This is a genomic window from Methanobacterium alkalithermotolerans, from assembly GCF_018141185.1.
In the GTDB taxonomy this organism is placed as follows: domain Archaea; phylum Methanobacteriota; class Methanobacteria; order Methanobacteriales; family Methanobacteriaceae; genus Methanobacterium_F; species Methanobacterium_F alkalithermotolerans.
Map to the genome: position 1 here is coordinate 1929763 of NZ_CP058560.1, position 22527 is coordinate 1952289.

28 protein-coding genes are annotated in these 22527 nt (G+C 35.7%); 14 read left to right on the forward strand and 14 right to left on the reverse strand.

Translation table 11 applies throughout. The annotated features are described in order from the left end of the window. Positions 1–24: 24 nt before the first annotated feature. From thiD to proS, 4 genes are read right to left on the reverse strand one after another with little or no spacing between them, the layout of a single operon-like run. On the reverse strand, positions 25–774 hold the full coding sequence (thiD, locus tag HYG87_RS09660; RefSeq protein WP_211532957.1) for a bifunctional hydroxymethylpyrimidine kinase/phosphomethylpyrimidine kinase: 750 nt from the start codon (positions 772–774) through the stop codon (positions 25–27). Beyond that, positions 771–1448 carry a 2-phospho-L-lactate guanylyltransferase gene (gene cofC / locus HYG87_RS09665; RefSeq protein ID WP_211532958.1) on the reverse strand — a complete coding sequence of 226 codons (678 nt, stop codon included), beginning with the start codon at positions 1446–1448 and terminating at the stop codon, positions 771–773. The genes thiD and cofC overlap by 4 nt, the downstream gene beginning before the upstream one ends. Positions 1449–1499: 51 nt before the next feature. Next, positions 1500–2189, reverse strand: a complete 690-nt coding sequence (locus HYG87_RS09670) for a hypothetical protein (RefSeq protein WP_211532959.1) — start codon at positions 2187–2189, stop codon at positions 1500–1502. Positions 2190–2198: 9 nt separating this feature from the next. Then, positions 2199–3599: a proline--tRNA ligase gene (gene proS / locus HYG87_RS09675; RefSeq protein WP_211532960.1), complete on the reverse strand. Its 1401-nt coding sequence runs from the start codon at positions 3597–3599 to the stop codon at positions 2199–2201. Between the two features lie 349 nt (positions 3600–3948). On the opposite strand from proS, the gene HYG87_RS09680 reads away from it, so the two are divergent. From HYG87_RS09680 to rpiA, 3 genes are read left to right on the forward strand one after another with little or no spacing between them, the layout of a single operon-like run. Further along, on the forward strand, positions 3949–4992 hold the full coding sequence (locus HYG87_RS09680) for an NAD(P)-dependent glycerol-1-phosphate dehydrogenase (protein WP_211532961.1): 1044 nt from the start codon (positions 3949–3951) through the stop codon (positions 4990–4992). Then, entirely contained in the window at positions 4992–5423 is a 432-nt protein-coding gene (locus HYG87_RS09685) for a UPF0179 family protein (RefSeq protein WP_211532962.1), read from the forward strand. The genes HYG87_RS09680 and HYG87_RS09685 overlap by 1 nt, the downstream gene beginning before the upstream one ends. A gap of 46 nt (positions 5424–5469) precedes the next feature. Beyond that, positions 5470–6144, forward strand: coding sequence for a ribose-5-phosphate isomerase RpiA (gene rpiA, locus HYG87_RS09690; protein ID WP_211532963.1), 675 nt, complete (start codon positions 5470–5472; stop codon positions 6142–6144). Between the two features lie 112 nt (positions 6145–6256). Here the strand turns inward: rpiA and HYG87_RS09695 are convergent, their stop codons facing one another. The 5 genes from HYG87_RS09695 to HYG87_RS09715 all read right to left on the reverse strand — a co-directional run bounded on the left by HYG87_RS09695 (position 6257) and on the right by HYG87_RS09715 (position 10233). After that, complete coding sequence (locus HYG87_RS09695; protein WP_211532964.1) at positions 6257–6463, reverse strand: hypothetical protein; 207 nt, start codon at positions 6461–6463, stop codon at positions 6257–6259. Between the two features lie 450 nt (positions 6464–6913). After that, positions 6914–7534, reverse strand: a complete 621-nt coding sequence (locus HYG87_RS09700) for a hypothetical protein (protein ID WP_211532965.1) — start codon at positions 7532–7534, stop codon at positions 6914–6916. 101 nt (positions 7535–7635) lie between these two features. Then, positions 7636–8442 (reverse strand): metal ABC transporter permease, encoded by an 807-nt coding sequence (locus HYG87_RS09705; RefSeq protein ID WP_211532966.1) that lies wholly within the window; start codon positions 8440–8442, stop codon positions 7636–7638. A gap of 120 nt (positions 8443–8562) precedes the next feature. Further along, positions 8563–9306 (reverse strand): metal ABC transporter ATP-binding protein, encoded by a 744-nt coding sequence (locus tag HYG87_RS09710; RefSeq protein WP_211532967.1) that lies wholly within the window; start codon positions 9304–9306, stop codon positions 8563–8565. Positions 9307–9321: 15 nt separating this feature from the next. Continuing rightward, positions 9322–10233 carry a metal ABC transporter solute-binding protein, Zn/Mn family gene (locus tag HYG87_RS09715; RefSeq protein WP_211532968.1) on the reverse strand — a complete coding sequence of 304 codons (912 nt, stop codon included), beginning with the start codon at positions 10231–10233 and terminating at the stop codon, positions 9322–9324. 180 nt (positions 10234–10413) lie between these two features. Between HYG87_RS09715 and HYG87_RS09720 the strand changes: the two genes are divergently transcribed. From HYG87_RS09720 to HYG87_RS09730, 3 genes are all read left to right on the forward strand, one after another. After that, positions 10414–10797 (forward strand): CopG family ribbon-helix-helix protein, encoded by a 384-nt coding sequence (locus tag HYG87_RS09720; protein ID WP_211532969.1) that lies wholly within the window; start codon positions 10414–10416, stop codon positions 10795–10797. Positions 10798–10927: 130 nt separating this feature from the next. Next, positions 10928–11860, forward strand: a complete 933-nt coding sequence (locus HYG87_RS09725; RefSeq protein WP_211532970.1) for an ABC transporter ATP-binding protein — start codon at positions 10928–10930, stop codon at positions 11858–11860. After that, positions 11857–12678: an ABC transporter permease gene (locus tag HYG87_RS09730; protein WP_211532971.1), complete on the forward strand. Its 822-nt coding sequence runs from the start codon at positions 11857–11859 to the stop codon at positions 12676–12678. The genes HYG87_RS09725 and HYG87_RS09730 overlap by 4 nt, the downstream gene beginning before the upstream one ends. A 74-nt stretch (positions 12679–12752) precedes the next feature. Here the strand turns inward: HYG87_RS09730 and cobM are convergent, their stop codons facing one another. From cobM to HYG87_RS09750, 4 genes are all read right to left on the reverse strand, one after another. Beyond that, positions 12753–13523 (reverse strand): precorrin-4 C(11)-methyltransferase, encoded by a 771-nt coding sequence (cobM, locus tag HYG87_RS09735; protein ID WP_211532972.1) that lies wholly within the window; start codon positions 13521–13523, stop codon positions 12753–12755. A 54-nt stretch (positions 13524–13577) separates the two neighbouring features. Then, complete coding sequence (locus HYG87_RS09740; RefSeq protein ID WP_211532973.1) at positions 13578–14480, reverse strand: DUF166 domain-containing protein; 903 nt, start codon at positions 14478–14480, stop codon at positions 13578–13580. A 55-nt stretch (positions 14481–14535) separates the two neighbouring features. Continuing rightward, on the reverse strand, positions 14536–14802 hold the full coding sequence (locus HYG87_RS09745) for a TIGR00304 family membrane protein (RefSeq protein ID WP_211532974.1): 267 nt from the start codon (positions 14800–14802) through the stop codon (positions 14536–14538). Between the two features lie 86 nt (positions 14803–14888). Further along, positions 14889–15380 carry a methyl-coenzyme M reductase family protein gene (locus tag HYG87_RS09750; protein ID WP_211532975.1) on the reverse strand — a complete coding sequence of 164 codons (492 nt, stop codon included), beginning with the start codon at positions 15378–15380 and terminating at the stop codon, positions 14889–14891. A 178-nt stretch (positions 15381–15558) separates the two neighbouring features. On the opposite strand from HYG87_RS09750, the gene HYG87_RS09755 reads away from it, so the two are divergent. The 8 genes from HYG87_RS09755 (at position 15559) to HYG87_RS09790 (ending at position 21548) form a co-directional block, all read left to right on the forward strand. After that, on the forward strand, positions 15559–16002 hold the full coding sequence (locus HYG87_RS09755; RefSeq protein WP_211532976.1) for a hypothetical protein: 444 nt from the start codon (positions 15559–15561) through the stop codon (positions 16000–16002). A gap of 36 nt (positions 16003–16038) precedes the next feature. Next, positions 16039–16545 carry a hypothetical protein gene (locus tag HYG87_RS09760; RefSeq protein ID WP_211532977.1) on the forward strand — a complete coding sequence of 169 codons (507 nt, stop codon included), beginning with the start codon at positions 16039–16041 and terminating at the stop codon, positions 16543–16545. A 171-nt stretch (positions 16546–16716) separates the two neighbouring features. After that, positions 16717–17373: an RAD55 family ATPase gene (locus HYG87_RS09765; RefSeq protein WP_211532978.1), complete on the forward strand. Its 657-nt coding sequence runs from the start codon at positions 16717–16719 to the stop codon at positions 17371–17373. 119 nt (positions 17374–17492) lie between these two features. Beyond that, positions 17493–17870, forward strand: coding sequence for a roadblock/LC7 domain-containing protein (locus tag HYG87_RS09770; RefSeq protein ID WP_211532979.1), 378 nt, complete (start codon positions 17493–17495; stop codon positions 17868–17870). Between the two features lie 2 nt (positions 17871–17872). After that, positions 17873–19048, forward strand: coding sequence for an ATPase domain-containing protein (locus HYG87_RS09775; protein WP_211532980.1), 1176 nt, complete (start codon positions 17873–17875; stop codon positions 19046–19048). Continuing rightward, a complete protein-coding gene (locus HYG87_RS09780) occupies positions 19049–19759 on the forward strand; it encodes an RAD55 family ATPase (protein WP_211532981.1) in 711 nt (236 codons plus the stop codon). Between the two features lie 24 nt (positions 19760–19783). After that, positions 19784–20473 (forward strand): RAD55 family ATPase, encoded by a 690-nt coding sequence (locus HYG87_RS09785; protein WP_211532982.1) that lies wholly within the window; start codon positions 19784–19786, stop codon positions 20471–20473. A 187-nt stretch (positions 20474–20660) separates the two neighbouring features. After that, positions 20661–21548: a tetratricopeptide repeat protein gene (locus HYG87_RS09790; RefSeq protein WP_211532983.1), complete on the forward strand. Its 888-nt coding sequence runs from the start codon at positions 20661–20663 to the stop codon at positions 21546–21548. 20 nt (positions 21549–21568) lie between these two features. Here HYG87_RS09790 and HYG87_RS09795 read toward each other — a convergent pair whose 3' ends face one another. Further along, positions 21569–22453, reverse strand: coding sequence for an MraY family glycosyltransferase (locus HYG87_RS09795; protein WP_394357455.1), 885 nt, complete (start codon positions 22451–22453; stop codon positions 21569–21571). Positions 22454–22527 lie beyond the last annotated feature (74 nt).

The window sequence follows — 22527 nt, forward strand, 5'->3', positions numbered from 1 at the left end:
AACCTTTATTATTAAAAATAATATTTAAATTTCATGATTCCAGAACTGATTCAAGGTGCCGTATTGTCCCTGGCGGATGCTCTCTTTTACAAAACTATCTGCTTGTTTTAGGGCTTTTTCTAAATCAAATCCCTTAACCAGGTAAGCTGTTACAGCTGCTGAAAAAGAACAACCACTGCCATGGGTGTTATTACTTTCTATTAATTCTCCCTGGAAAATTTCCACTTTACCATTAAAAAAAATGTTATTTCCTTCCAGATGCCCCCCGGTTACTACCACGTCACAATATTTACCTATCTTCCGGGCGGCTTTAATAGCATCATCTTTATTTTTAATAGGGGTTCCGGATAATATTTCTGCTTCAGGAATGTTAGGGGTTACCAGGATTGATTTTTTTAAAAGATATTTTTTCAGAGAATCTGCCAAACCCTGCCGGGATAGTTTACCCCCTGATCCGGCCACCATAACCGGATCCACCACCATTTTAAGCTGGTATTCTTTTACCTTTTTAGCTAGAGAACGAATTATATCCGGTGAATAAAGCATTCCCGTTTTTCCAAAAATAATATCTGCATCTTCCATAACCAGGTCTATCTGCTCTTCTATAAATTCAGGGCTAATGGGATATATCCCGGATACTCTTTTAGCATTTTGAGCAGTAAGGGCAGTTATAACCCCGGTTCCATATACTCCTAATGCAGAAAAAGTTTTAATATCATTTAATATTCCCGCACCAGCTGAAGGGTCATATCCTGCTATAGAAATGGCAATCATAATATCTCACGACGAATTTCTAATCTATCTGATCCCCGGTGGGGATTAACACTTAAGGGGATTTTATTTAAGAATTCCCGGGTATGGGTACCTTCCCCATGCAATATAATTTCACCTAAATCTTCGGCAGTATTAACATCCAGAGATAAATAAAAGGAGTCATAGATCTCATAACTCAAATCCTTCCTATTTGCTTCTTTAATGTGCTCAAAGAAGCTGTAATCCCCAAATTTTAATTCCATATCTCCTGGCTTGAAAAGTAATGCATTTGTTCCTCCGCCTTTTGCAGGGGCAATTACCATGTCATACTTATTAGACTGGTTAATAAAATTTTGGGGCTGAGCTTTTCCTATAAGGGGGATGTCTGAAGGAGTGATTAGCACCTTATGACATTCAGGGGCACACCATTCCATAGCCTGGTTTAGAGCACCATTCAAATCAGTCTGACCTTTTTCCTGCAGTATACTGATTCCTAAATCATAGGCAAAATCCAGAACATCCTCATCTGCACTTATAACCACTACCTCACTAACCAGGTCCTTTAAACTATTACTCACATCGGTTAGCATGGCTTTTAGAATACCTTCTCGTTCTGAAGGGGATAAAGTAGGGGATAAACGTGTTTTCGCATGAGAAAATCGTGATACTGGTATTATGGCATACAATTTTTCCATATTAGATCTCCTGCATAATAAAAGTTAATATATTTAATTTTTTCATTAATTTCAAATTCCAATGAATTCACTTATTATTCCTGAAATCTGATCCCACCAACTTTTAGGGGGATTCATAAGGTTTGTATTGGTACTTATATTGCCCATATCGTTTTCTGTAAGATTAAACTGAGTCATAACTTCTATTTTGGATGTTGATATATTATTCTGGAGTTCAAAAGAAGATATGCCTTGTTTTCTACTCAGGGAAAGAGCTTCCCCTTCATAAATATTCACTTCACCATCACTTACCAAAATCCATATTTTTAACTGGGTTTTAAAGGCTTCAGCAGGGTTTTGTGGATTGGAATTACTTATTAAATCCATAATCAGTTGAGGGGCTTTTGTAGAAACTGCCAGCTCTGCTTCTTCCTGAGCATTGGTTTCTGGTTCAATGCAGTAAGCCAAGACAGTCCCGTTATTTTGGGGTGATATAATTTCTTCTCTGGCAATAACCAGATCTTCTGAAGAATTACTGATTAGAGTATAACCTTTTTCAACTTTAATGGCCTCTTCACCTTTATTAACAATGGTCACTTCATGGGGAACAGATCCCGCTGGTGTTTTTTGGATTATGGTAATAGTGCCAGCAGCATAAGCTTGCTCAATATCTAATTCTTGATTAGATAAAAAATTTAAGGATCCAAAGACCCCGGCAAATAAAAATATGGCCATTACCACTAAAACTACCCTGAAATTCATAATTTTCCTCTAATAGGTTCTTGCCAGTAAAGCTCGACAGGTTGCTTTACTGCTGCAGTGGAAACAGACACCACCGTCTTCTTCTTTTTGAACACCTAATATGTCTACTCTAATTTTCTCTTCGATTTCTTTACCGCATTCTTCATTACCGCACCAGTCAAAGGAGATAACTCCTTTATTATTTTCTATTTCGTCCCGGGCTTCTTCCAATCCTTCAACCGGACGGATATTAGAATTCATTTTGGCCCAGGCTTTTTCTTTCATATGGGATGTGATGGATTTAAGGGTGTTTTCTACTTCATCACAGATATTATCTAAATTAGCACTGAATTTTTCCCCATTATCTCTTCTGGATAGTACTGCACTATTTTTTTCTAGATCTCTAGGCCCTATTTCAATCCGGAGGGGCACTCCCCTCATTTCCCACTCATAATATTTTTTACCTGCCCGGATATCCCTATCATCCAGGTGAACCCGGAATCCTTCTTTTTCCAGTGAAGATTTTAAACTTCTGCATTTTTCTAAAACTTCCTCACCCTTCTTTTTGAAGATTATAGGCACAATAACTATTTGTTTTGGGGAAACAGCAGGAGGTAAACAAAGTCCTGAGTCGTCTCCATGAATACCAATAACAGAGGCTATAACTCTATCAGATAGCCCATAACAGGTCTGATATCCCAATTTGTGATCCCCTTCTGGATTTTCAAAAGTTATTTCAAAGGTTTTAGCAAAGGTCTGTCCCAGATTATGCACCGTTCCAATTTGCAGGCTTTTACCATCAGGCATTATGGTGTCAAAGGCCATGGTGTAATCTGCTCCCGGGAACTTATCCCACACCGGGCGCCGGGTAATTACATAGGGCAGGGCCAGCATATCAAAATATTCTTTATATATTTCAATTGCTTTTTCAACCTGCTCTTCTGCTTCCTTCCGGGTTGAATGAACAGTATGGGCCTCAGTAAAGGTAGTTATTTCCCTTACCCTGATTAGGGGGCGGGTGTGCTTGGTCTCATAACGGAAGGTATTAACGGTCTGATAAACTTTAAGGGGTAAATCAGTATGGGAACGTACCCACAAGGCGAACATGGGATACATTGCAGTTTCACTGGTTGGCCTTAAAGCGAGTTTTTGATTAAGTTCAGTTAAACCTCCGTGGGTAATCCAATAAACTTCATCCTCAAATCCCTTAACATGAATTCCTTCTTTAGCCAATTCACCTTCAGGGATTAAAAGAGGGAATAATACTTCATCATGATCTCTATCTAAAATGTTTTTTAGAATATTCAAAATTTCTTTCCTTAATTGGAATCCATGGGGAAGCCAAACATGCATACCTTTAACTGGATAACGGGAGTCTATTATTTCTGCTTCCTCTAAAATATCGTGAAACCATTCACTGAAATCTGTCATTTTTTCACCGTGATTTGCTGTAATAAACTTGTAAATATAACTAATTGATTTATAGGGTTTTAATAATAAATATTTATAATATAAATTTATTTAAAACAAGACTTTTTTCTTTACTATTTTTCTATTTGAAATATGGATAAATGTAGAGGTCTGTACTTAATATTATTCTACAAATTAACCAGATTTAATCATTATAATTAGTTAAATGATATTCAAATATATAATCTACTAATTTGATTAAATCTATAAATTTATGGGCATAGAAAAATTTTAAATCCAAAATTACTTTATTCAGGGTATTTAAAAATATATTGATATTTATTAAGATATTTACTTCAGGAAAGATAAAATGGATTCTAAGAAAATTCAACTACCACGGGAAATTCATACCGGAGCGGGGGTCATAGGCAAGACAGGAGAAATATGCCGTGATTTAAGATTCAAAGGTAAAGTTCTGGTGGTTAGCGGACCAAAAACCCTTAAAATTGGCGGAGAAAAGGCTATTGAAAGTTTACAAAATGCAGGTTTTGAGGTAGATGCCTTTAAAATTAGTGAAGCATCTCAAAAATCAGTAAGGGAAATACAAAACCAATTAGATGGAGCATCACTGGTTTTAGGTGTCGGTGGAGGCAAGGTGATTGATGTGGCCAAACTAGCCTCCACTAAATCAAATTTGCATTTTATAAGCATCCCCACGGCTGCTTCCCACGATGGAATTGCTTCTCCCCGTGCTTCTATAAAAGATAAAAATGGAACCGTCTCTCTTGAAGCACAATCCCCTATTGGGGTAATTGCAGATACTGAAATTATAAGTAAGGCTCCCTTTAAATTATTGGCTGCAGGATGTGGGGATATTGTATCCAATTATACTGCTATTCTTGATTGGAAATTAGCTAATCGCCTTTTAAATGAAAATTATAGTGAATCTGCCTCAGCTTTATCTTTAATGACTGCTAAACTAATAATTGAATCGGCTGATGCAATTAAAGAAGGTCTGGAGAAAAGTGCCAAGCTGGTGGCTAAATCCCTGATAAGTAGCGGGATTGCCATATCCATTGCTGGAACTAGTAGGCCTGCTAGCGGATCTGAACATAAATTCAGCCATGCTCTGGATGAAGTGGCCCCTAAACCAGCTTTACATGGAGAACAGTGTGGAGTGGGCACCATAATGATGATGCACCTCCATGGAGGAGACTGGGAATTTATACGGGACACTCTAAAAAAAATGAAGGCCCCCACCACTGCTTATGAATTGGGAATTGATCCAGAACACATTATAGATGCTTTAACCACAGCTCACAAAATCCGGGAAGATAGATATACTATTTTAGGTGACAGGGGTTTAACCCGGGAAGCAGCAGAGAGTCTGGCTACTAAAACGGAAGTGATTTAATGATAACACTTATTGGTGATAAACTTGCACAAAAGGGATTGATTTTTCAGTACATAGGGCCAGCAGAAGAATGTCTTAAATGTAGATTTAAAGGAACCTGTACAGATTCTCTGGAAAAAGGAAGGATGTATATCATTAAAGATGTTAAAAATGCACAACAAAAGTGCAATATACATGAGACGAATAAAGTAAAGGTTGTAGAAGTAGAAAAAGCCCATATAAAATCACTGGTTGATACAAAAAGTGCTTTTGAAGGATCAATAGTTTCTTTAAACCCTCCTATGTGTGATGAAGATTGTCAAATGCATGAATTATGTTTTCCTGAAGGATTAAAGGTTAATGATAAGTGCAAAATTATAAAAAATTTAGGAAAAGCAGATAAAAAATGCTTAAAAGGATATAATCTAAGTAAAGTCCTTTTAAAATGCTAGCTAATTTTTAAAATATTTAATATTATAATAGATCGGAGATTATAACATGAATTTAAAACAGATGGCAGGCTATGAAGCCGCCCTTGAAATAAAAAATGGACAGATTGTAGGCCTGGGAACCGGCTCCACCACCCATTACTTTATTGAAAAATTAGGTATTAGAATAAAAGAAGAAGAACTGGACATAATGGGCATACCCACCTCTTATCAATCCTTTTTTTTAGCAAGAGATTCCCATATACCCATCACTACCTTAGATGAACATGATGTGGATATTGCCGTGGATGGAGCAGATGAAGTTGATCCTGATTTAAATTTAATAAAGGGAGGGGGCGCTGCCCACACCCTGGAAAAGATAGTGGATTATGCAGCAGATAAATTCCTGGTCATTGTAGATGATTCCAAGATGGTTACTAAGCTGGGCCAAACGCCGGTACCCCTGGAAGTGATACCCTCCTCCAGTCGCATGGTTCTAAATATTTTAAAAGAATCAGGTGCTTCACCTCAAATCAGGATGGCCCAGATGAAAGATGGCCCGGTGGTCACAGACCACGGTAACTTTGTTATTGATGCGGATTTTGGCCTCTTGGAGGATGCTTCTAAATTAGAAAAAGAACTAAACTCCATACCGGGTGTGGTGGAAAACGGGATTTTTTCCAATGTGGTGGATATGGTAATAGTCGGTAGTGATGAGGGTGTTAAGAAAATAAGACCAGTATAGGGATATTCAGCATAAAATACATTTAAACAAACTGGTAGTTAAAAATCTCAATAATTATTTTTTTATTTATTTTAACCTGGCTTTTAAACATATTTTATAATACAGAAATAATTTATATGGTAACAGTAACGATGTGTAGCTGAGGTATAATCACTGAAGTTTTACCTTTCCCACCTCTTAATTTTAGTTCTAAAAGTAAATAATCAGTTTCCACTCTTTTTAACTCACCATAATAAGTTTTACCGGTAATAAGAGTTATGCTTAAATAATCCCCTTGAGCAGATTTCAGGGTTTCTCTTAGATCAGAGCCGCACTTCATTCAGGTCCTCCTATAAATTAAGTAAATGTTAGTTTTTTCACTTATTAATTATTTTTCTATGGGGATGAAAAACTAATAAAATTACCAGAAAATACTTTCATAATTTTAGTTTTCTAGAGCATCTATATAGTGATTAAATGAATCAAATAACCGGTTAGAGCGGTTATTGCATTTAAAATAAATGATATAATAAATGCCCGGGTATATTTAATTTCAAATAATTTTTTTATTAAAAATCCCTCTCCTGTAAAAACCATCAACTCTACCATAAACCAGTTTTTTATAAAATAAATGTATAGCAAATTTGCCAAAGGCCAGGTGATACAGTTTATAAGGATTATGTACAGAAGACTTTTTTTAAGAGGAATTTTTATCATAAACTGGATTAAAATAAATTCCAGAGCTATGGTTAAAAAAAATAAAAATAAATTGGGCATGATTACCTGAAATTTATTTTCTTTTCCAGATAATGAATATTATCGCTCCTAAAGCCAAAAGAGGCAACAATATATATAATAAATATTCACTAACTTCTGGGGCATTTAAGGGTTGGGGTATGTTTTCCTGGTTTTGGAAATCCATAACCTGCTGGGTACCATCAGTAAAGTAATATTTCATCTGTTTTTTAGAAATAATTAATTCAGTATCATTTAGAGAATCTATTTCCAGAATCATAACTGCTTTTTCTAATTTATCTGACTCAGGAACTGTATCAAAAGTACCAGAAAGCTCCAGATTGGACTTTATTAATCGACTGTCATTTTGGAATAATGCATTAATCTGGGAATCATCCTCATTTTCCAGTTCCACCGGATTAAATTCAGATTCAGGTAGGGCATAAATATAAACCATGCTTAATTTATAAAAACTAAATTCGCTGGAATTTAGAACTTCAAAAGAAGGGGAGGGAATACCATGGGCAAGGAAAAAATACTCCGGATAATTATCAATATTCTCGATTTGATAGTAAAGGGGAATCTCTTTAGTTCCCGGTTCAATAACATCCCCCCAACAGGGATTAGCAGCTAAAAGAAGTATACATAATAAACTAAAAACTAGAATTCTTTTCATGAATATTAATATTGCTCTGATGATTAATATATTTTTTCCTGGTTTCTGTGTCGGGACTTTTTACTTCAGGGGAACTTAAACTGAGTAGCAGGAACCATTAACTAGTCATACCATATTTTTTTTAAAATAGCACTGACAAAAAATGCCACCCCTAATACCAGGACGATGGTGGCCCCTGATGCTAAATTAAATAAATAGGATAACCACAGTCCTATGCTGGTTAGTATGATGCCCAGTATCACAGAAGTCATCATTAATTTAGGAATATTGTGAGTAAATTGGCGGCTTATTGCGGCGGGAATGGTTAAAAGAGCTATTATGAGTATAATTCCCACGGCTTTAATTAATACCACCACACTTAAAGCCACCAGCCCCAGCAGAATTATATAAATTAAGTGGGAAGGCACTCCCATTACTTCTGCAAATTCTTCATCAAAAGATATTGCGGCAAATTCCCGATAAAATAGTCCCACTGTTCCCAGAATAATTAAATCCAGCACCACCATTATTAATAGATCCTGATAGGGAACCGTTAATATACTGCCAAAAAGGTAGCTGAAAAGATCAGGCGCATATCCTGGACTTAAATTGATAAAAATAATACCCAGGGCCATTCCCACCGACCATAAAATCCCTATGGCAGTGTCTTCACTAATTTCTACCTTTTTACCTAAAGAACCCATCAATACAGCAGAAAACACACTAAATGGTATGGCACTCAAAACAGGGTTAATTCCCAGCAGATACCCCAGACCTATTCCTCCAAAAGCAGCGTGAGATATTCCTCCACTTATAAAAACTATTTTTTTAATCACCACATAAGTGCCCACCACACCACAGGATATACTTACCAGTATGGCGGCAATAAATGCATTTTGCATGAACTGATACTGCAAAAATTCCAGCATCATTCCCCACCTTTTTTAAAATAGTCCCGGCAGGGAAGCTTATGGTCATTATTCCTGCTTTTTTTCATAGGAGGTTTTCCTTTTAGTTAGTTTTTAGATTATAAAATCATTTTTATCAAATTATTCATGCTCTCTTAAAACTCTGTGTGGAAATCCATGTGCTATAAGGTCAATAGGACATTTATAAGCTTTTTCCAGGCCCTCAATTGATTCTTCCACCGGCCCATGACAGTAAATTTTCTGATTTAAACAGGCTATACTATCCACATAAGAGGAAACTACCCCTATATCATGTGAAACCATAACCACTGCCATTTTTTTTCTTAGTTTAGATAGTATTTCATAGAACTTGCCCTGAAAATGAGGATCTATACTGGCGGTGGGTTCATCCAGTAAAAGTAATTCCGGGTTCCTGCTCAGGGCACGGGCAATAAAAACCCGCTGTAATTGACCGCCAGATAGTTTTTCTATTTGCTCATTCTTTAAATGCAACATTTCCACTTTTTTAAGTGAATCCAAAGCAGATTTTCTGTCTTCTTTGTTGTAACCCTTTAATAATTGTTTATAACGTCCCATGAGCACCACTTCCAGTACACTTATGGGAAAATTTGACTGGTAACTGGACTTCTGGGGCAGATAACCTATATTTTTTGATTTACCGGGAGCCATTCCCAGAACTTCAATATTTCCCTTATATGGATTTAAAAGGCCCAGAATTAATTTTAAAAGGGTGGTCTTTCCTCCGCCATTGGGTCCGATAAGGGCCATGAAATCATTTTTCTTAATGGTAAGATTAACATCTTCCAGGATGTAATGATCCTTTAATTTGTAATAAACTCCTTCCATATTAACTGCATTTGCCATAAAAATGATTCCTTTTTATGATTTTTTGAAGGCTTCTAAAACTATCAACATATTTTCCAGATAATTAGGTGCTAAGGGGTCTATTAAAACCACTTCCGCATCCAGTTCTCCTGCAATAAAATCTGCATTTTTCCGGGAAAACTGGGGTGAAACAAATATTATCCTTATATTATTTTTCCGGGCCTGTTCTATAACATTAGCTATGGACTGAGGGGTGGGTTCTTTACCTCCTTTTTCAATGGCAATCTGCTCGAAACCGTAATCTCTGGTGAAATATCCCCACGAAGGATGGTAAACCAGTATCTTCCTATTTTCTTTACCAGATATCTCCTGAATAATTTTCCCATCCAGTTCTTCCAACTCCAAGATATATTCCTCTTTATTTTTTTGATAGAACTCCTTATTTTCAGGATCCGCTTTTATTAATTCCTGATAAATATTTTCAACCATCACCTTCACATTTCGAGGAGAAGTCCACACGTGAGGGTCTGCTTCATTTTCGGCATGAACATGGCCTTGAGCATCATCAAAGTGCTCAGGATTAGGGATAAAGTCCAATCCTTTAGAACTATTCACCACTTTCATATCGGGATTAACGGATTTAATTTTGTCCATGTAATTTAATTCAAACTCCAGCCCGGAACCTACTTCAAAGTAAAGTGGAGATTGGGAAACCTCCTGCAGGGTACGGGGTTCAATTTCATAAGTATGGGGGTCCGCCCCGGAAGGCACCATTATCACCACATGGACTTTTTCTTTTCCAATCCTTTCTATAAATTCTTTTTGAGGCATTATAGATGCGGCTACAATGAGCCTATCCTCTTCATTGGCGGGATCGGAACTACTATATATGCTGGAGAAAATAAAAACCGAGGCTATTATTAATATTATCAGTACTGGAACTATAATTTTAAGTCTTTTTTCCATTATTACACCACTATATTATCTGTTTTTAACTAATATGGGTAAATACAGCTATTCATTTTAAGATATTTTAGTGGATAAAGCAGATATTCTTATCAATATTCTGGGTTTATTAATACTTAAACATTATCTTAATAAAATTTATGCAAATATATATAAACTATTATTAAAAAAAATAGATCTATGGCCATTATTAGTATTTCATTAAATGACAAGCTTTTAGCAGAAATAGATGCACTAAAAGATGAAATGGGTTTTTCAGGGAGATCTGATGTTATCCGTGCTGCTGCAAGGGTCTTAATTGATGAAAATAAAACTGAAGATAATATTAAAGGAAAGGTTAATGCTCTTTTATTTTTAATCCACAGCCAAAAGGTGGAAGGTGCAGTTACCACCATAAAACACGACTTCGAAGACATCATCAATACTCAAATTCACAGTCATTTAAAAGAAGAAAACTGTTTGGAGATATTTATTTTAGAGGGCGAAACTTCAAGAATAAAGGGCCTGACCCGAAAGTTCCGCAACTGTGGCAAAATGGAGCATCTCAAATTAATTGTATTTTAGGCCAAATACTTTTTCTATTGAAATAGATTATTATTCTAAAAAAATAAGGCATATACAATATAAATTACATCTGATATTAACTAAAAAATCCTAAATATCTCTAATTAAGTTAGCTGATTCTGGTGCTGATATGTCGTTTATTATAAAAAGCTCTAATTTAACCAAAATATTTCCAGAAAGGGTAGCAGTAAAGGATCTTTCTTTAAATGTTAAAAAAGGAGAATTATTAGGACTACTGGGCCCTAATGGGGCAGGAAAGACCACCACCATACGAATGCTATCTGGTATAATTTCTCCCACCAGTGGCAGTGCCCAGGTAGCAGGTTATGATATTGAAAATGAAGTGGAAGATTTACATGAAGTTATTGGACTTTTAACTGAAACTCCAGGGTTTTATGAATCACTAAGTGCCTGGAAAAATCTGGAATTTTTTGCCAACTTCTATGCCCATCTGGATGTGGAATATCAAATAGAAAAATACCTAAAAATAATGGGTCTATGGGAGCGTAGAGATGAAAAAGTCTCAGGATTTTCTAAAGGTATGAAACAAAAACTGGCCTTAGCCAGATCCTTGATACATGAACCGGAAATACTATTTTTTGATGAACCAACAGCTGGTCTGGATCCCCAGGCTTCCCGTGAAGTCAGGGACCTTTTAATGAAACTAAAAAAAGAAGGAAGGACCATATTTTTGTGCACCCATAACCTGGAGGAAGCTGAAATCTTAGCAGATCGAATTGCATTGATAGATACAAATCTGGTTGCACTGGATACTAGTTCCAATTTAAAATCTCAAATCTTCAATAAAACGGTGATTGTTGATCTGGAAAAAGTAAATAATCCTATTTTAGATACTGTTAAAAAACTAAAATTTGTAGAAAGGGTTAAACAAATTGATAACCAGTTACAAATAGAATTAATTGACCTTGACCGGTATGTCCCTGATTTAATTAAAGCTCTCGTGGAATCTGATGCTAGAATTAAAGGTGTTTTTGAAACTAAGCATTCCATGGAAGATATTTATTTAGCTTTAATTAAATCAAATGAAGGTGAAAGGCTATGAATCACAATTCACCACACCGCATCAAGAATGTAATTGTAAAAGAATGGAGAAATACCTTTTTTAATCTGAATTCTGCGGCACTTATAATATTTTTACCTCTTTTAATCACCCTGCAGGCATTATTTGTAGTATATATGGTTATAAGGTTTGCCAGCGCTGACTCTCTAAACAGCACCCTGCTTGAACGTGGTCTGAATTTATTGCAAAGTTCCATACCTTCCTTATCTTCACTTTCTACCATTGATCAATTTCAGGTACTCTTCTACTCTCAGTTCCCACTTTACATACTCTTGATTCCAATTATGATTTCCCTAATCTTTGCCACTTTTTCTATTATTGAAGAAAAACAGGCAGGGGCTTTAGAACCATTGCTTGCTACGCCGGTAAGGACCTGGGAATTACTTTTGGGTAAAGCAACAGCAGGAGCGGTCCCTACACTAATCATAACCTGGATATGTGCTCTGGTATTTTTAACTGGCGTAAACTGGATTGGATCCCCTGATATATTGAACTATGTACTATCTCCTTCCTGGTGGATATCCTTGTTCCTATTTGTTCCTTTAGTAACTATTTTAAGTTTTATGTTAGGAGTCATAGCTTCTTCAAGAACTGATGATCCTAAAAGTGCTCAGAACATGGGGGTTATAATTATCATACCCCTTCTCTTATTGATTGGAATGCAGGTAACAGGTATCATCGCCCTGAATACATTTAATATGCTGATAATGGCGATTATAATGGCTATATCCAATTTAATTATTTTAAAAGCAGCAGTTTATTTATTCCAGAGGGAATCCATTGTTATAAAATGGAAATAATTCCTCACATCATAGAAAAGGAATAGATGATTTAATAATATCTAAACAGATAAAAAAAATATTTTTAAAAAATTTTATTTCAATTTATGGGCATTCCGGTACTCATGGGTAAAATCAGCGTCATATAGTTTAGATGCTTTGAAATCTCCCGGATCCAGAATGTTTCCCACCACAATAAGCGCAGTTTTAGTTATACCTGCTTTTTCTATTTTTTGAGCAATATTCTCCAGATTCCCCCTGACTACGAATTCATCCTCCCATGAAGCTTTTTTAACCACTCCTACTGGAGTATGTGGGGGATAATACTCTAATAAGTCCTTAACTACATCTTTAATCATATGAACACCTAAAAAAATGCACATGGTAGCCTGATGACGGGCTAAACTGGATATATGTTCTTTATCTGGTTTGGGGGTTCTCCCTTCTGGACGGGTGATAATAACCGTTTGTGAAATCTCAGGTAAAGTTAATTCTGCTTCTAAGGCAGCAGCTGTTGCAAATAATGAACTGACTCCGGGTATTATCTCATAAGATATTTTTCTATTTTTTAATTCCCTGATCTGTTCCCCGATAGCACCATAAATGGATGGATCTCCAGTATGGACCCGGGCTACAGTAAGTCCGTTATTAGTTTCTTTTTCCATTAAATCGATTATTTCTCTTAAATCCATGGATGCACTATTATATATACGAGCTGATTTTTTAGAACAATTCAAAATTTCTTTATTAACCAGAGAACCAGCATATATGATAATATCTGCGGCTTTAATTACATTATAAGCTTTTATAGTTAAAAGTTCAGGGTCTCCGGGACCCCCTCCAATGAAAACAACCTTTCCCTTCATTTTGAATACCTTTTAAATTTTATTCAGTAAAGTCACTTCAATTTTATACAGTCTTTATTCTTTTTTGCAGGATATTTTTTCTTCAACAATCTCTATAGCACCGTAGGGACACTCTGGAATGCATATTTCACATACCCCGCAAGAAGCAGGGTTTATATCTACCTTTTCGTCATCTCTTAATTTTATGGTACTATCTCCAGATAGAACATTAGGGCAGACTTCCCGACAGAGGTGTTCGCAATCTTCTCCCCCCTGACAGACTTCCAGATCAACCACTGCTGATTTATAAGTAAATCCCAGAGCCCTTTTGATAGCTTCCTTAGTTTTATATCCGGCTAAATGTAGTATAGTATCTCCTGTGGCAGAATCTTTATTCATGGAGGCCAAACAGGGATAATTGTGGAATTTATCTCCTCCCTCAAATTCTGCTTCTTCTACAGGAACTCCTAATAGCTTTTTAGCAACAAAATCTGTAGATCCACAGGGTGCTCCCCTTTTCACCTGAACATTTTTTATATATTCGTCTGCTTCAATTTCCAGTTCAGGTTTACCAAATTTTTCCACAAATTTATCAATATATCTATCCCCCTGGGAGGTGAGTGAACAGAAAGGCTTGGGGAATACTATGGTAGCTTCTTGAAGGGAATCTTTTATTTCCTGTTTTAAACCTGCAGGAATCTGTTGAGGGTGGTGAATAGGCATTATAACTGATTTTGCACCTGTTTCTTTAACTATGGAGGATATGAGTAAATTAATATCACCAAAAAGACCAACTGCTATAATTAAATCACATTCTGGAAGATTTTCAGGCATATATTCAGTTAAATCATCAATAAATTCTGGTAAATTATCTTCAAATTCTTCTAAACCCACAATGGAAGATGATAATCCGTGGGTGGCCAGATGATTAACTATTCTAGAACCGTATTCTCCCGAACTAAGTATTAATACTCTCATATTTCTCTCTTCTTTTTTTATTTATTATATACTTACCTTATTATAATTGGTTTTACTATTTACGATAAAACAGATAATAGTAAGCTACCATTAAAATCAGGGCCATCACAACACCGGTAATGGCCATTCGTTTATCTGATCCAAAAATAATTGGTATGGGTCCTATTAGAATAACTCCTCCGGTTTTTATTTCTGCAGAAGAATCATTTTCCCGGGAATTATTGCCGGATCCAGACTGAATTATAGTGCCTATAATAATAAGGCTAATTCCTAGTAGAACAACTAAAAAACCAGATAATATCAAAGTATTCCCTTTTATCATATTTTTAACCTGAAGATATTAAATCTATATTTTTCCGGCCTATCCAGATATATGTCCATAAGCCGTTAGGTGTTATAAAAAAATGGTTATTTGCTCCTTTTCTTGAGGATGTATTTTATTGTATTGCTGGTGTTTTTCATTTCCAGAAATTCCATTTCCACCATTCCATCCAGCACTTCATCCAGATAATCTAAATAACAGTTCTTTTCACTTTCATTGCAAATTTGGACCGGGCAAGGACATTTTAAATATTCCTGAATTTCTGTTTTTTCCATTCCCTCTGGAAACTGCCCTAAACAATCATAAATGGCCAGGCAGGATAGAATTTTCTTTTTTTCTTTAAATTTCATATCTGGCTTTTCCATACTCCCCTTAAGTTTTCTTGCCATTAATTCCGCTTCTTTTTCTTCCCCGGGAGGGATTATGGTCAAGACCCTGATTTCTTCTGAGAGGTAGTACTGCCCCCGGCTAATATGAAAACTATCTTTTTTAAGGACCAGGCCTCCTAAATCTTCCACAAATTCCACAAACTCGTCAAATTTATAAATTCCTCCTGAATAGACCCGGATTAGATACATTTTAATCTTATTCCCTTATTGAATTACAGCTAATTTATTTTCTATATTTATGTTGTATATTTAAGAAGTAAAATTTTTTTCGATAAGCTCTAATTCACTTTCAGGAGTGGCTATCTATAATTACCCGAATTTTTATCATGAAAATAAGTAATACTTTTTATATTATGAATAATATAATATGTGCATGGATGAACAGGGACATCTAACAGTGGATTTCTTAATTACTATGCTCCTTATGATTATTCTGGGAATGGGAATGGTGACTATCATTTCCGAACGCATGGACATGGTTTATGAAACAGAAAAATTATCTGAAGCAAGATTTCTAGCTGAAAAAGTTGCCAGTACCATTAATAAAGTAAATGCAGGCGGTAATGGACATGAAATCAGGATAACACTTCCCGAAAACCTGGGAAAATCCAGTTATTTACTATGGGTTAATTCCTCAGGGGTATATGTAGAGCAAGGTGGAAGAAAAGGAAAGGCGGCTATTTATCCTGTAAATATATGGTTCAACTCTTCTTACGGGCCAGGCTATAGAATGATGCCTGGAAAGACATACAGGCTATTAAATAAAAGAAATAATGGAAAAACAGTTATATACATCGTTAATGTTAAATAAAATTTTTATCCAGTGCCTATATACTGGGAGAACAATATGATACTATCAAATGACTTTAAAGGGCAATTAGCAATTGAATATATATTTTGGTTAGGTATCTCTTTTATTTTAATTCTTAACATGGTTAACATGGCCACAGATTCTGATGAATTAAATAGGGCGATTACTGCAGCCCGCAGTGGGGCCATAGAAGGGGCCAATATGAATAGTTTTGCAGTTTTTCCTGAAAAATCATTTGATGAATATGAAAGCAATAAAGAAAGGATAAATTTTCCCTCATCCATTCGCATATTAAGAATAGATGCTATTAATTGTGGATTTAATGTTAGTTACCAAAAAACTAAAATACAGCTTATAGCCTATGTTTCAGCCCCAGGAATAAGTCAGAAAACCTATAGGGATTCATTAGGTAGTAGAATAAATTATTTCATGAGAAGGAGTATCTCTAAAAGTTTTGGAACGGAAAATATTACTAATAGTCTTTATAACCCTGCTTTTTCTCCAAAATATGTATTTACAACCGCAGATGTCAGGTGGGTTTGACCGGCATATCCTCTATTTCCTATTTCAGAGGGGTATTAATTTAGTCCCATAAAAGCAAAAATAAATAGGGCAAATCATAATCTAATTTATATGTTAAATGAAATTATAGTATAGTCAAAGATATTATAATTATATGAAAAATATTAATGTATAGTTGTCATGGGGGATCAAATGGATTATTCTATCGGTATAAGCAATTTGAAATGGTTAATACCTTCTGGAACAAATATAATCCTCTCAGGTGATCTTTTTTCCGGAAAAGATCTTTTTTACAAATATTTTATTGAAAAAGGCCTGGAAGAAGGGGAAGCCTGCATACTGGTATCCACCAATGAGACTGCCCAAAAAATTCTGGAGAATTTTGATGGAATCAAAATGGACAATTTCTGTATAATTGACTGTGTTTCCAGTAGATTTGGTGCTACAGTTGAAATGCCTTTTTTTGAGCAAATCAGATACATTGAAAGTCCTATGGATCTTACAATGATTATGGTGGCTTTAAATGAGTTTATTGATAATGTATCCCGGGAAAAAAATATAAAAAAATTAAGAATAGTATTTGATTCTGTTTCAACTCTGTTGATGTATTCCAATTTAAGGACGGTTTTTAAGTTTTTGCATGTGGTATCCACCCGGGTCAGGTCCGGGGGAGGGGTATCTTTACTTTTAATTGAAGAGCAGGCCCACGATGATATGGAAATAAAAACTATTCAACAGATATCACAGGGTATCATAAATATGGATAGCAACGAAATTATAATAAGAGGTTTTAAAACTGACAGGGTCAGATATGAGATTGTAAATCAACATATTCAGATTAAACCATGATATTTAAGGATGTACTCGAAAAGAGAAGTATATTAACATCAATTATTCCTATAAAAATGTTCATTTTATATAACTTTAAGAATATAGAAATAATCAGGTAAAATAGTTTAGGTGAATGCATGACAAAAACAAAAAAGGAAAAGCTGGACGATGTGCTTTCTGCATTCATGCAAGTGGGACAAATAAAAGCCTGCGGCATTGTTTCTAAAGAGGGACTACTAATTAATTCTCGCACCCCCCCTGATGTTGATGCAAGAATTTTTTCTGCTCTTTGTTCCACCATAATGGGAGCGGCTGAAGCGGCATCAGGACAAATGAATACTGGTTCAGTGGATGAGATATCAGTAAAAACTGAAAAAGGAACCATTATTCTAAAACCTGCTGGAGAAAAAGCCATTTTTACAGCTTTAACAGAGCCAAGTGCTCAGCTGGGCCTCATACTGGTAGAGATGGAAAGCCGATCTTCCCAGGTGGACGACATCCTTAAGGAGATGTGATAATGAAAAGAACTCACATTCCTAAACTGGATGAACTCTTAGGTGGGGGAATATTAGATGGAATTTCAGTAATGTTCTGTGCTTATCCAGGAGTAGATTGTGAAGCATTTGGTTATCAGATGCTAAATGGTAGAGTCAATGAAGGGGATAATGGCTTTATTTTTACCAATGTATCAGAACCAGAAACCATCCAGTATGAGTTTGATTCATATGGCTGGGACTTAGAATCATTTATTCAGGAGGATAAGGTTTTTTTTGTGGATGGTAGTTCCAGTTTTCTGGGAACACCCTCCTCAGCAAAATATGTGGTACATAACTATAATGAAGTTGAAGACTTAATTTTAGATGCAATTAATGAGGTCCCAGGAGGTATAGGGGTCATAAATAACCTATCAGTATTAATTGATTATATGGAAATGGAGGAAACCCTGGCAACAATTAAAAAATGGAACCAGAAGGCCCGAGAAAATAAAACCACCCTGGTATATATATTCACAGAATGGGACTATCATCCTGATTTAATAGATGAAATAAATAATTCCATGGATTGTGTGGTGGATTTAAGAACCATAGAAGAAAGGGTAATTATAGGGCAGGGATTTATGGTGGCTCGTGCCACCTGGACTGAACCTAAAGAAACCATGGTTTTATTCTTTGTGGTTCAACCAGGAGGGGTAAAAGTTTATGTCCCTAAAATTTTAGTAACCGGTCCCTATAATTCTGGAAAATCAAGTTTTGTTAAATCCATATCTGAAGAATCAGTTTCAGTAGACCGAAAAGCTATGGGTGCTTTCCCCACGACAATTGCTATGGATATTGGTCATGTGGATTATAAAGGATTTTTAGCCGATGTATTTGGAACACCTGGACAGGAAAGATTTGATCTTATTTTAAGTGTATTATCTAAAGAAGCAGTAGGTGCCTTTATACTGGTTGATTCTACTGCTCCTCAGACATTTGCTCGTGCTAAAGAAATGATTAGAAAAACAAGGGCAGAATCAATCCCTAAAATAATCATAGCCAATAAACAAGATCTCCCTGACGCCTTATCTCCGGAAGACATAAGGAAAAAAATGAAGATAAGCAGGGATATACCTATAGTACCTGCGGTGGTTACTGAAAAAAAAGGTATTTACCATGCTATGGATGCTCTATTAAAACTTATATATGGTGATTAAATGATTTTACGTATTCCCTCAGGTATTCCTGGTTTGGATGTTCTGACTGCCGGTGATGGAGTAGGAGGCATTCCAGAAAATACTGTAACTCTAGTATATGGGCCCCCTAAGGTGGGTAAGTCTATTTTTTGTTATCAGTTCATGTATAATGGCTTATTACAGGGCGAACCCTGCTTATATATTACTGCAGACTATGGAATAAAACAATTTCAACAAAACACCCGTGATTTTGGATGGGAATTAGATACCTATTTCCATGAAGAATCTTTGTATCTAATTGATGCTATTTCCAGTGTTTCTGGAAATAAGATAATGGATACTCCCACCTATCTGTCTTCTTCTGTACACAATCCCACGGATATAATGGTTAAACTGGGGGTGGGCACCCGATTCATATCCGGTAAGTCCCCTCGATTCAGATCAGTTCTGGATTCACTTACTACTTTAATGGCTTTTAATCAAGAAATGCTCATTGTGAGAGTTTTAACTGCTTATATTATGCGCATTAAAGAAGATGGGGGTACGGCTGTAGTTACCTATACTCAGGGCACTGCAGACGATAAAGTTGAAACCATGTTAAAAGCTATTGTTGATAACATTATCCACTTAGATGGTGAAAAAATAGTTATTGAAGCTATGGTAGGCACCGGAAGAAAGGAATCAACCTACCAGATAACTGAACAGGGAATTGCTATTGACAAGTCTGAATAATTATATTATTAGATATGTGATATCATGAAAAACTTTTATGAATCTGGCATCCCTGGTTTTGATGCTCTGGCAGCTGATGATGGCGGTATCATGGAAAATACGGTTAGTCTTCTTTATGGGCCCCCTAAGGTGGGTAAGTCTATTTTTTGTTATCAGTTCATGTATAATGGCTTATTACAGGGCGAACCCTGCTTATATATTACTGCTGACTATGGCTGGAAACAATTACAACAAAGAACCATGGATTTTAACTGGTTCATCCAATCTTACCTTCAGGATCAAAATTTATATGTAATAGACCTGTTATCCCGCCTCTCAGGAGCTAAACTGGAAGAAAAAAATAATTATAAAATATCTTCTCTCCAGAACCCCACAGACATGATGGTTAAAGTGGGTATTGGCACCCGCAGTGTGTTTCAAAAGTCAAGTAAATTCCGATCAATTTTTGATTCTGCAACCACCGAATTTGCATTTAATCCACCTCAGTTAGTATTAAGGGTTTTAAAATCCTATATTTCCCGGATTAAAGAAGCTAATGGTGCGGCTATTATTATTCATACTGAAGGGTCTGTTGATAACCAAACAGATGAAAATTTGATAGAACTGGTTGACAATGTAATAAAGATGGATGGGGAAAAAATTACATTTGAATCATCCACTCATGAATCTGAATCAAATTATAAAATTAGCTCTTCTGGTATTTCTGTAGGTTGAATATAACCATATTTATAATTGCAATTATCAACAATAATATATAAAAATCTGGAAATTCATTTAATGGAATATTAGATATTTCTGGTATATTTCCTGATATTTATAAGGATATTAACTAAAATTATCTTTATTAATAATAACCACCATATCGGGAATATTTGCCTTTTAAACATTTAGAGGAAAAGAGATGTTTATTCAAATTTTAGGCGTATTTGATATTCTCAAGAAGAAGGAAATGTCTCTCCAATATTATCTGCAGAGGCTCTATGAAATTCAAGAGGAAGAACTGGATGTGCTCATAAGCATAGGGGCTTATTATCTGCAGGAGGATAATTTTGAGGATTCATTAAACTATTTTGAAAAGGCTTTGAGAATGGCCATTGATATGGATGACGAAGAAATGGAAGCATTTATCCTAGATTCCATTGGTGATGTATATTTAAATTCAAGAAATATTGATAAGGCCTTAGAATATTACAAAGAAGCAATGCGCATTTACTTTTCTATTAAATCTCCTTTAAAAGATGAAATTAAAGAAAAGATAAAAGAAGTAAAGAAGATCAAAGAAGCTATTGATATTACCGAAATCAGCCAGATTAAAGAGAGAAAAGTCCCAGAACCAGAAGAACCTCCCGAATTAAACCTGGAAAAACTAAACTCCAAACTTGATTTTGTGGTGAATATGGTTGATTCTACCAGCATTTACAGTTCTTATTCCAATGATAAAGAAGCCGTATCTCATTTGAAAGATGCTTTCAGGATATCACGGGATATTGGTGATGAAGCTGGAGAAGCAGCATTGCTACTCATGCTGGGTAATATTGCCTTAAAACAAAAAGAATATACTGATGCTAAAAAATATTTAGAAGATTCCAAAACTTTTTTTAGACGATTAGGTGATGAAAAAGGAACTGGAGTGACGATGGTTCTTTTAGGAACATTAAATTTTGCTTTAGGGGATATGCAAGAAGTTTCAGATAATTTTAGAAATGCGGTGGAAAAATTCCAAAAAATTGGAAATAAAGATGCTGAATCAGCGGCTATAGATCTTTTAAATACGTTATATGAAGACTGATTCACCTATTTTTTTTAAAATTATACCGGATCTAAAGGGAGTATGAAGGCCAGCAGGATTCCTAAAGCACCAAATAAAATCCCAATAATCCATATTATAATTACCACGTTCTTTTCTTTCATAGGCCTTTTTAAAATCCAGCGAATCAAGGACTTAAATCCATTGGGGGGTACGAGCAACCTTCCATCTTCTCTTACTTCAGTAGGAGCATGGTTTTGTCTCTCCACCACTCCTGCACTGTAAAATTTTAGAATTCCATCAATGATGTTGGGTAAAAGTACAATCAGTGCTATGATTTTTATCCGGCCAATAAAGGCCACTGCGGCTATGGTAGCACCAATAATCAGAGTCCCCACATCCCCGGGAAAAACGCGTGAGGGGTGTCTATTATAAATTAAGAATGCCAGAAGAGCCCCTAACATGGCCATGGTGATAATAGAAACATCATTTTTTCCCATTATTATACATGAAGCTGTAAGGGATATCATGGCAATAGCACCTAAACCTGATTCAATCCCATTAAGCCCCGCCAGCATATTGGTCAAATTAGATGCAATAGAAACGGATATGGGCATTAGTATCAGGTATAATATACCCACTTCTGGAGGAGCAACCCAGATTAAAGGTAAACCAGCTAAAAATAGTAATAATAGTTTTTCTTTAGAAGACAACATTACCAGGTCATCTACCATACCCACTATACCCACCAGGAGAATAACCAGTAAAGTCACAATCAGTTCATATTGCAGCTCCGGGAAAAGATAGATACCAATGAACATACCTATGGTAAATCCAAAAAGTATTCCAATGCCTCCCATTTCTGCTACCAAAGGCCTTGATACCTTATGAATATCTTTACCCACTACATTAGCTTCTTTAAGTTTATTTATAAGTCGGGGCATCATTGAATAAGTTGAAATAAATGCCACCAGTGCACATAAAACTGCTACAATCAGTATGTTCTGGTATCCTGCTGATA

What these genes read in the sequence shown, in the direction of transcription:
- thiD (WP_211532957.1), bottom strand. Translation starts at nt 774, where the DNA reads ATGATTGCCATTTCTATAGCAGGATATGACCCTTCAGCTGGTGCGGGA.
- cofC (WP_211532958.1), bottom strand. Translation starts at nt 1,448, where the DNA reads ATGGAAAAATTGTATGCCATAATACCAGTATCACGATTTTCTCATGCG.
- HYG87_RS09670 (WP_211532959.1), bottom strand. Translation starts at nt 2,189, where the DNA reads ATGAATTTCAGGGTAGTTTTAGTGGTAATGGCCATATTTTTATTTGCC.
- proS (WP_211532960.1), bottom strand. Translation starts at nt 3,599, where the DNA reads ATGACAGATTTCAGTGAATGGTTTCACGATATTTTAGAGGAAGCAGAA.
- HYG87_RS09680 (WP_211532961.1), top strand. Translation starts at nt 3,949, where the DNA reads ATGGATTCTAAGAAAATTCAACTACCACGGGAAATTCATACCGGAGCG.
- HYG87_RS09685 (WP_211532962.1), top strand. Translation starts at nt 4,992, where the DNA reads ATGATAACACTTATTGGTGATAAACTTGCACAAAAGGGATTGATTTTT.
- rpiA (WP_211532963.1), top strand. Translation starts at nt 5,470, where the DNA reads ATGAATTTAAAACAGATGGCAGGCTATGAAGCCGCCCTTGAAATAAAA.
- HYG87_RS09695 (WP_211532964.1), bottom strand. Translation starts at nt 6,463, where the DNA reads ATGAAGTGCGGCTCTGATCTAAGAGAAACCCTGAAATCTGCTCAAGGG.
- HYG87_RS09700 (WP_211532965.1), bottom strand. Translation starts at nt 7,534, where the DNA reads ATGAAAAGAATTCTAGTTTTTAGTTTATTATGTATACTTCTTTTAGCT.
- HYG87_RS09705 (WP_211532966.1), bottom strand. Translation starts at nt 8,442, where the DNA reads ATGCTGGAATTTTTGCAGTATCAGTTCATGCAAAATGCATTTATTGCC.
- HYG87_RS09710 (WP_211532967.1), bottom strand. Translation starts at nt 9,306, where the DNA reads ATGGCAAATGCAGTTAATATGGAAGGAGTTTATTACAAATTAAAGGAT.
- HYG87_RS09715 (WP_211532968.1), bottom strand. Translation starts at nt 10,233, where the DNA reads ATGGAAAAAAGACTTAAAATTATAGTTCCAGTACTGATAATATTAATA.
- HYG87_RS09720 (WP_211532969.1), top strand. Translation starts at nt 10,414, where the DNA reads ATGGCCATTATTAGTATTTCATTAAATGACAAGCTTTTAGCAGAAATA.
- HYG87_RS09725 (WP_211532970.1), top strand. Translation starts at nt 10,928, where the DNA reads ATGTCGTTTATTATAAAAAGCTCTAATTTAACCAAAATATTTCCAGAA.
- HYG87_RS09730 (WP_211532971.1), top strand. Translation starts at nt 11,857, where the DNA reads ATGAATCACAATTCACCACACCGCATCAAGAATGTAATTGTAAAAGAA.
- cobM (WP_211532972.1), bottom strand. Translation starts at nt 13,523, where the DNA reads ATGAAGGGAAAGGTTGTTTTCATTGGAGGGGGTCCCGGAGACCCTGAA.
- HYG87_RS09740 (WP_211532973.1), bottom strand. Translation starts at nt 14,480, where the DNA reads ATGAGAGTATTAATACTTAGTTCGGGAGAATACGGTTCTAGAATAGTT.
- HYG87_RS09745 (WP_211532974.1), bottom strand. Translation starts at nt 14,802, where the DNA reads ATGATAAAAGGGAATACTTTGATATTATCTGGTTTTTTAGTTGTTCTA.
- HYG87_RS09750 (WP_211532975.1), bottom strand. Translation starts at nt 15,380, where the DNA reads ATGTATCTAATCCGGGTCTATTCAGGAGGAATTTATAAATTTGACGAG.
- HYG87_RS09755 (WP_211532976.1), top strand. Translation starts at nt 15,559, where the DNA reads ATGTGCATGGATGAACAGGGACATCTAACAGTGGATTTCTTAATTACT.
- HYG87_RS09760 (WP_211532977.1), top strand. Translation starts at nt 16,039, where the DNA reads ATGATACTATCAAATGACTTTAAAGGGCAATTAGCAATTGAATATATA.
- HYG87_RS09765 (WP_211532978.1), top strand. Translation starts at nt 16,717, where the DNA reads ATGGATTATTCTATCGGTATAAGCAATTTGAAATGGTTAATACCTTCT.
- HYG87_RS09770 (WP_211532979.1), top strand. Translation starts at nt 17,493, where the DNA reads ATGACAAAAACAAAAAAGGAAAAGCTGGACGATGTGCTTTCTGCATTC.
- HYG87_RS09775 (WP_211532980.1), top strand. Translation starts at nt 17,873, where the DNA reads ATGAAAAGAACTCACATTCCTAAACTGGATGAACTCTTAGGTGGGGGA.
- HYG87_RS09780 (WP_211532981.1), top strand. Translation starts at nt 19,049, where the DNA reads ATGATTTTACGTATTCCCTCAGGTATTCCTGGTTTGGATGTTCTGACT.
- HYG87_RS09785 (WP_211532982.1), top strand. Translation starts at nt 19,784, where the DNA reads ATGAAAAACTTTTATGAATCTGGCATCCCTGGTTTTGATGCTCTGGCA.
- HYG87_RS09790 (WP_211532983.1), top strand. Translation starts at nt 20,661, where the DNA reads ATGTTTATTCAAATTTTAGGCGTATTTGATATTCTCAAGAAGAAGGAA.
- HYG87_RS09795 (WP_394357455.1), bottom strand. Translation starts at nt 22,453, where the DNA reads ATGATGCCCCGACTTATAAATAAACTTAAAGAAGCTAATGTAGTGGGT.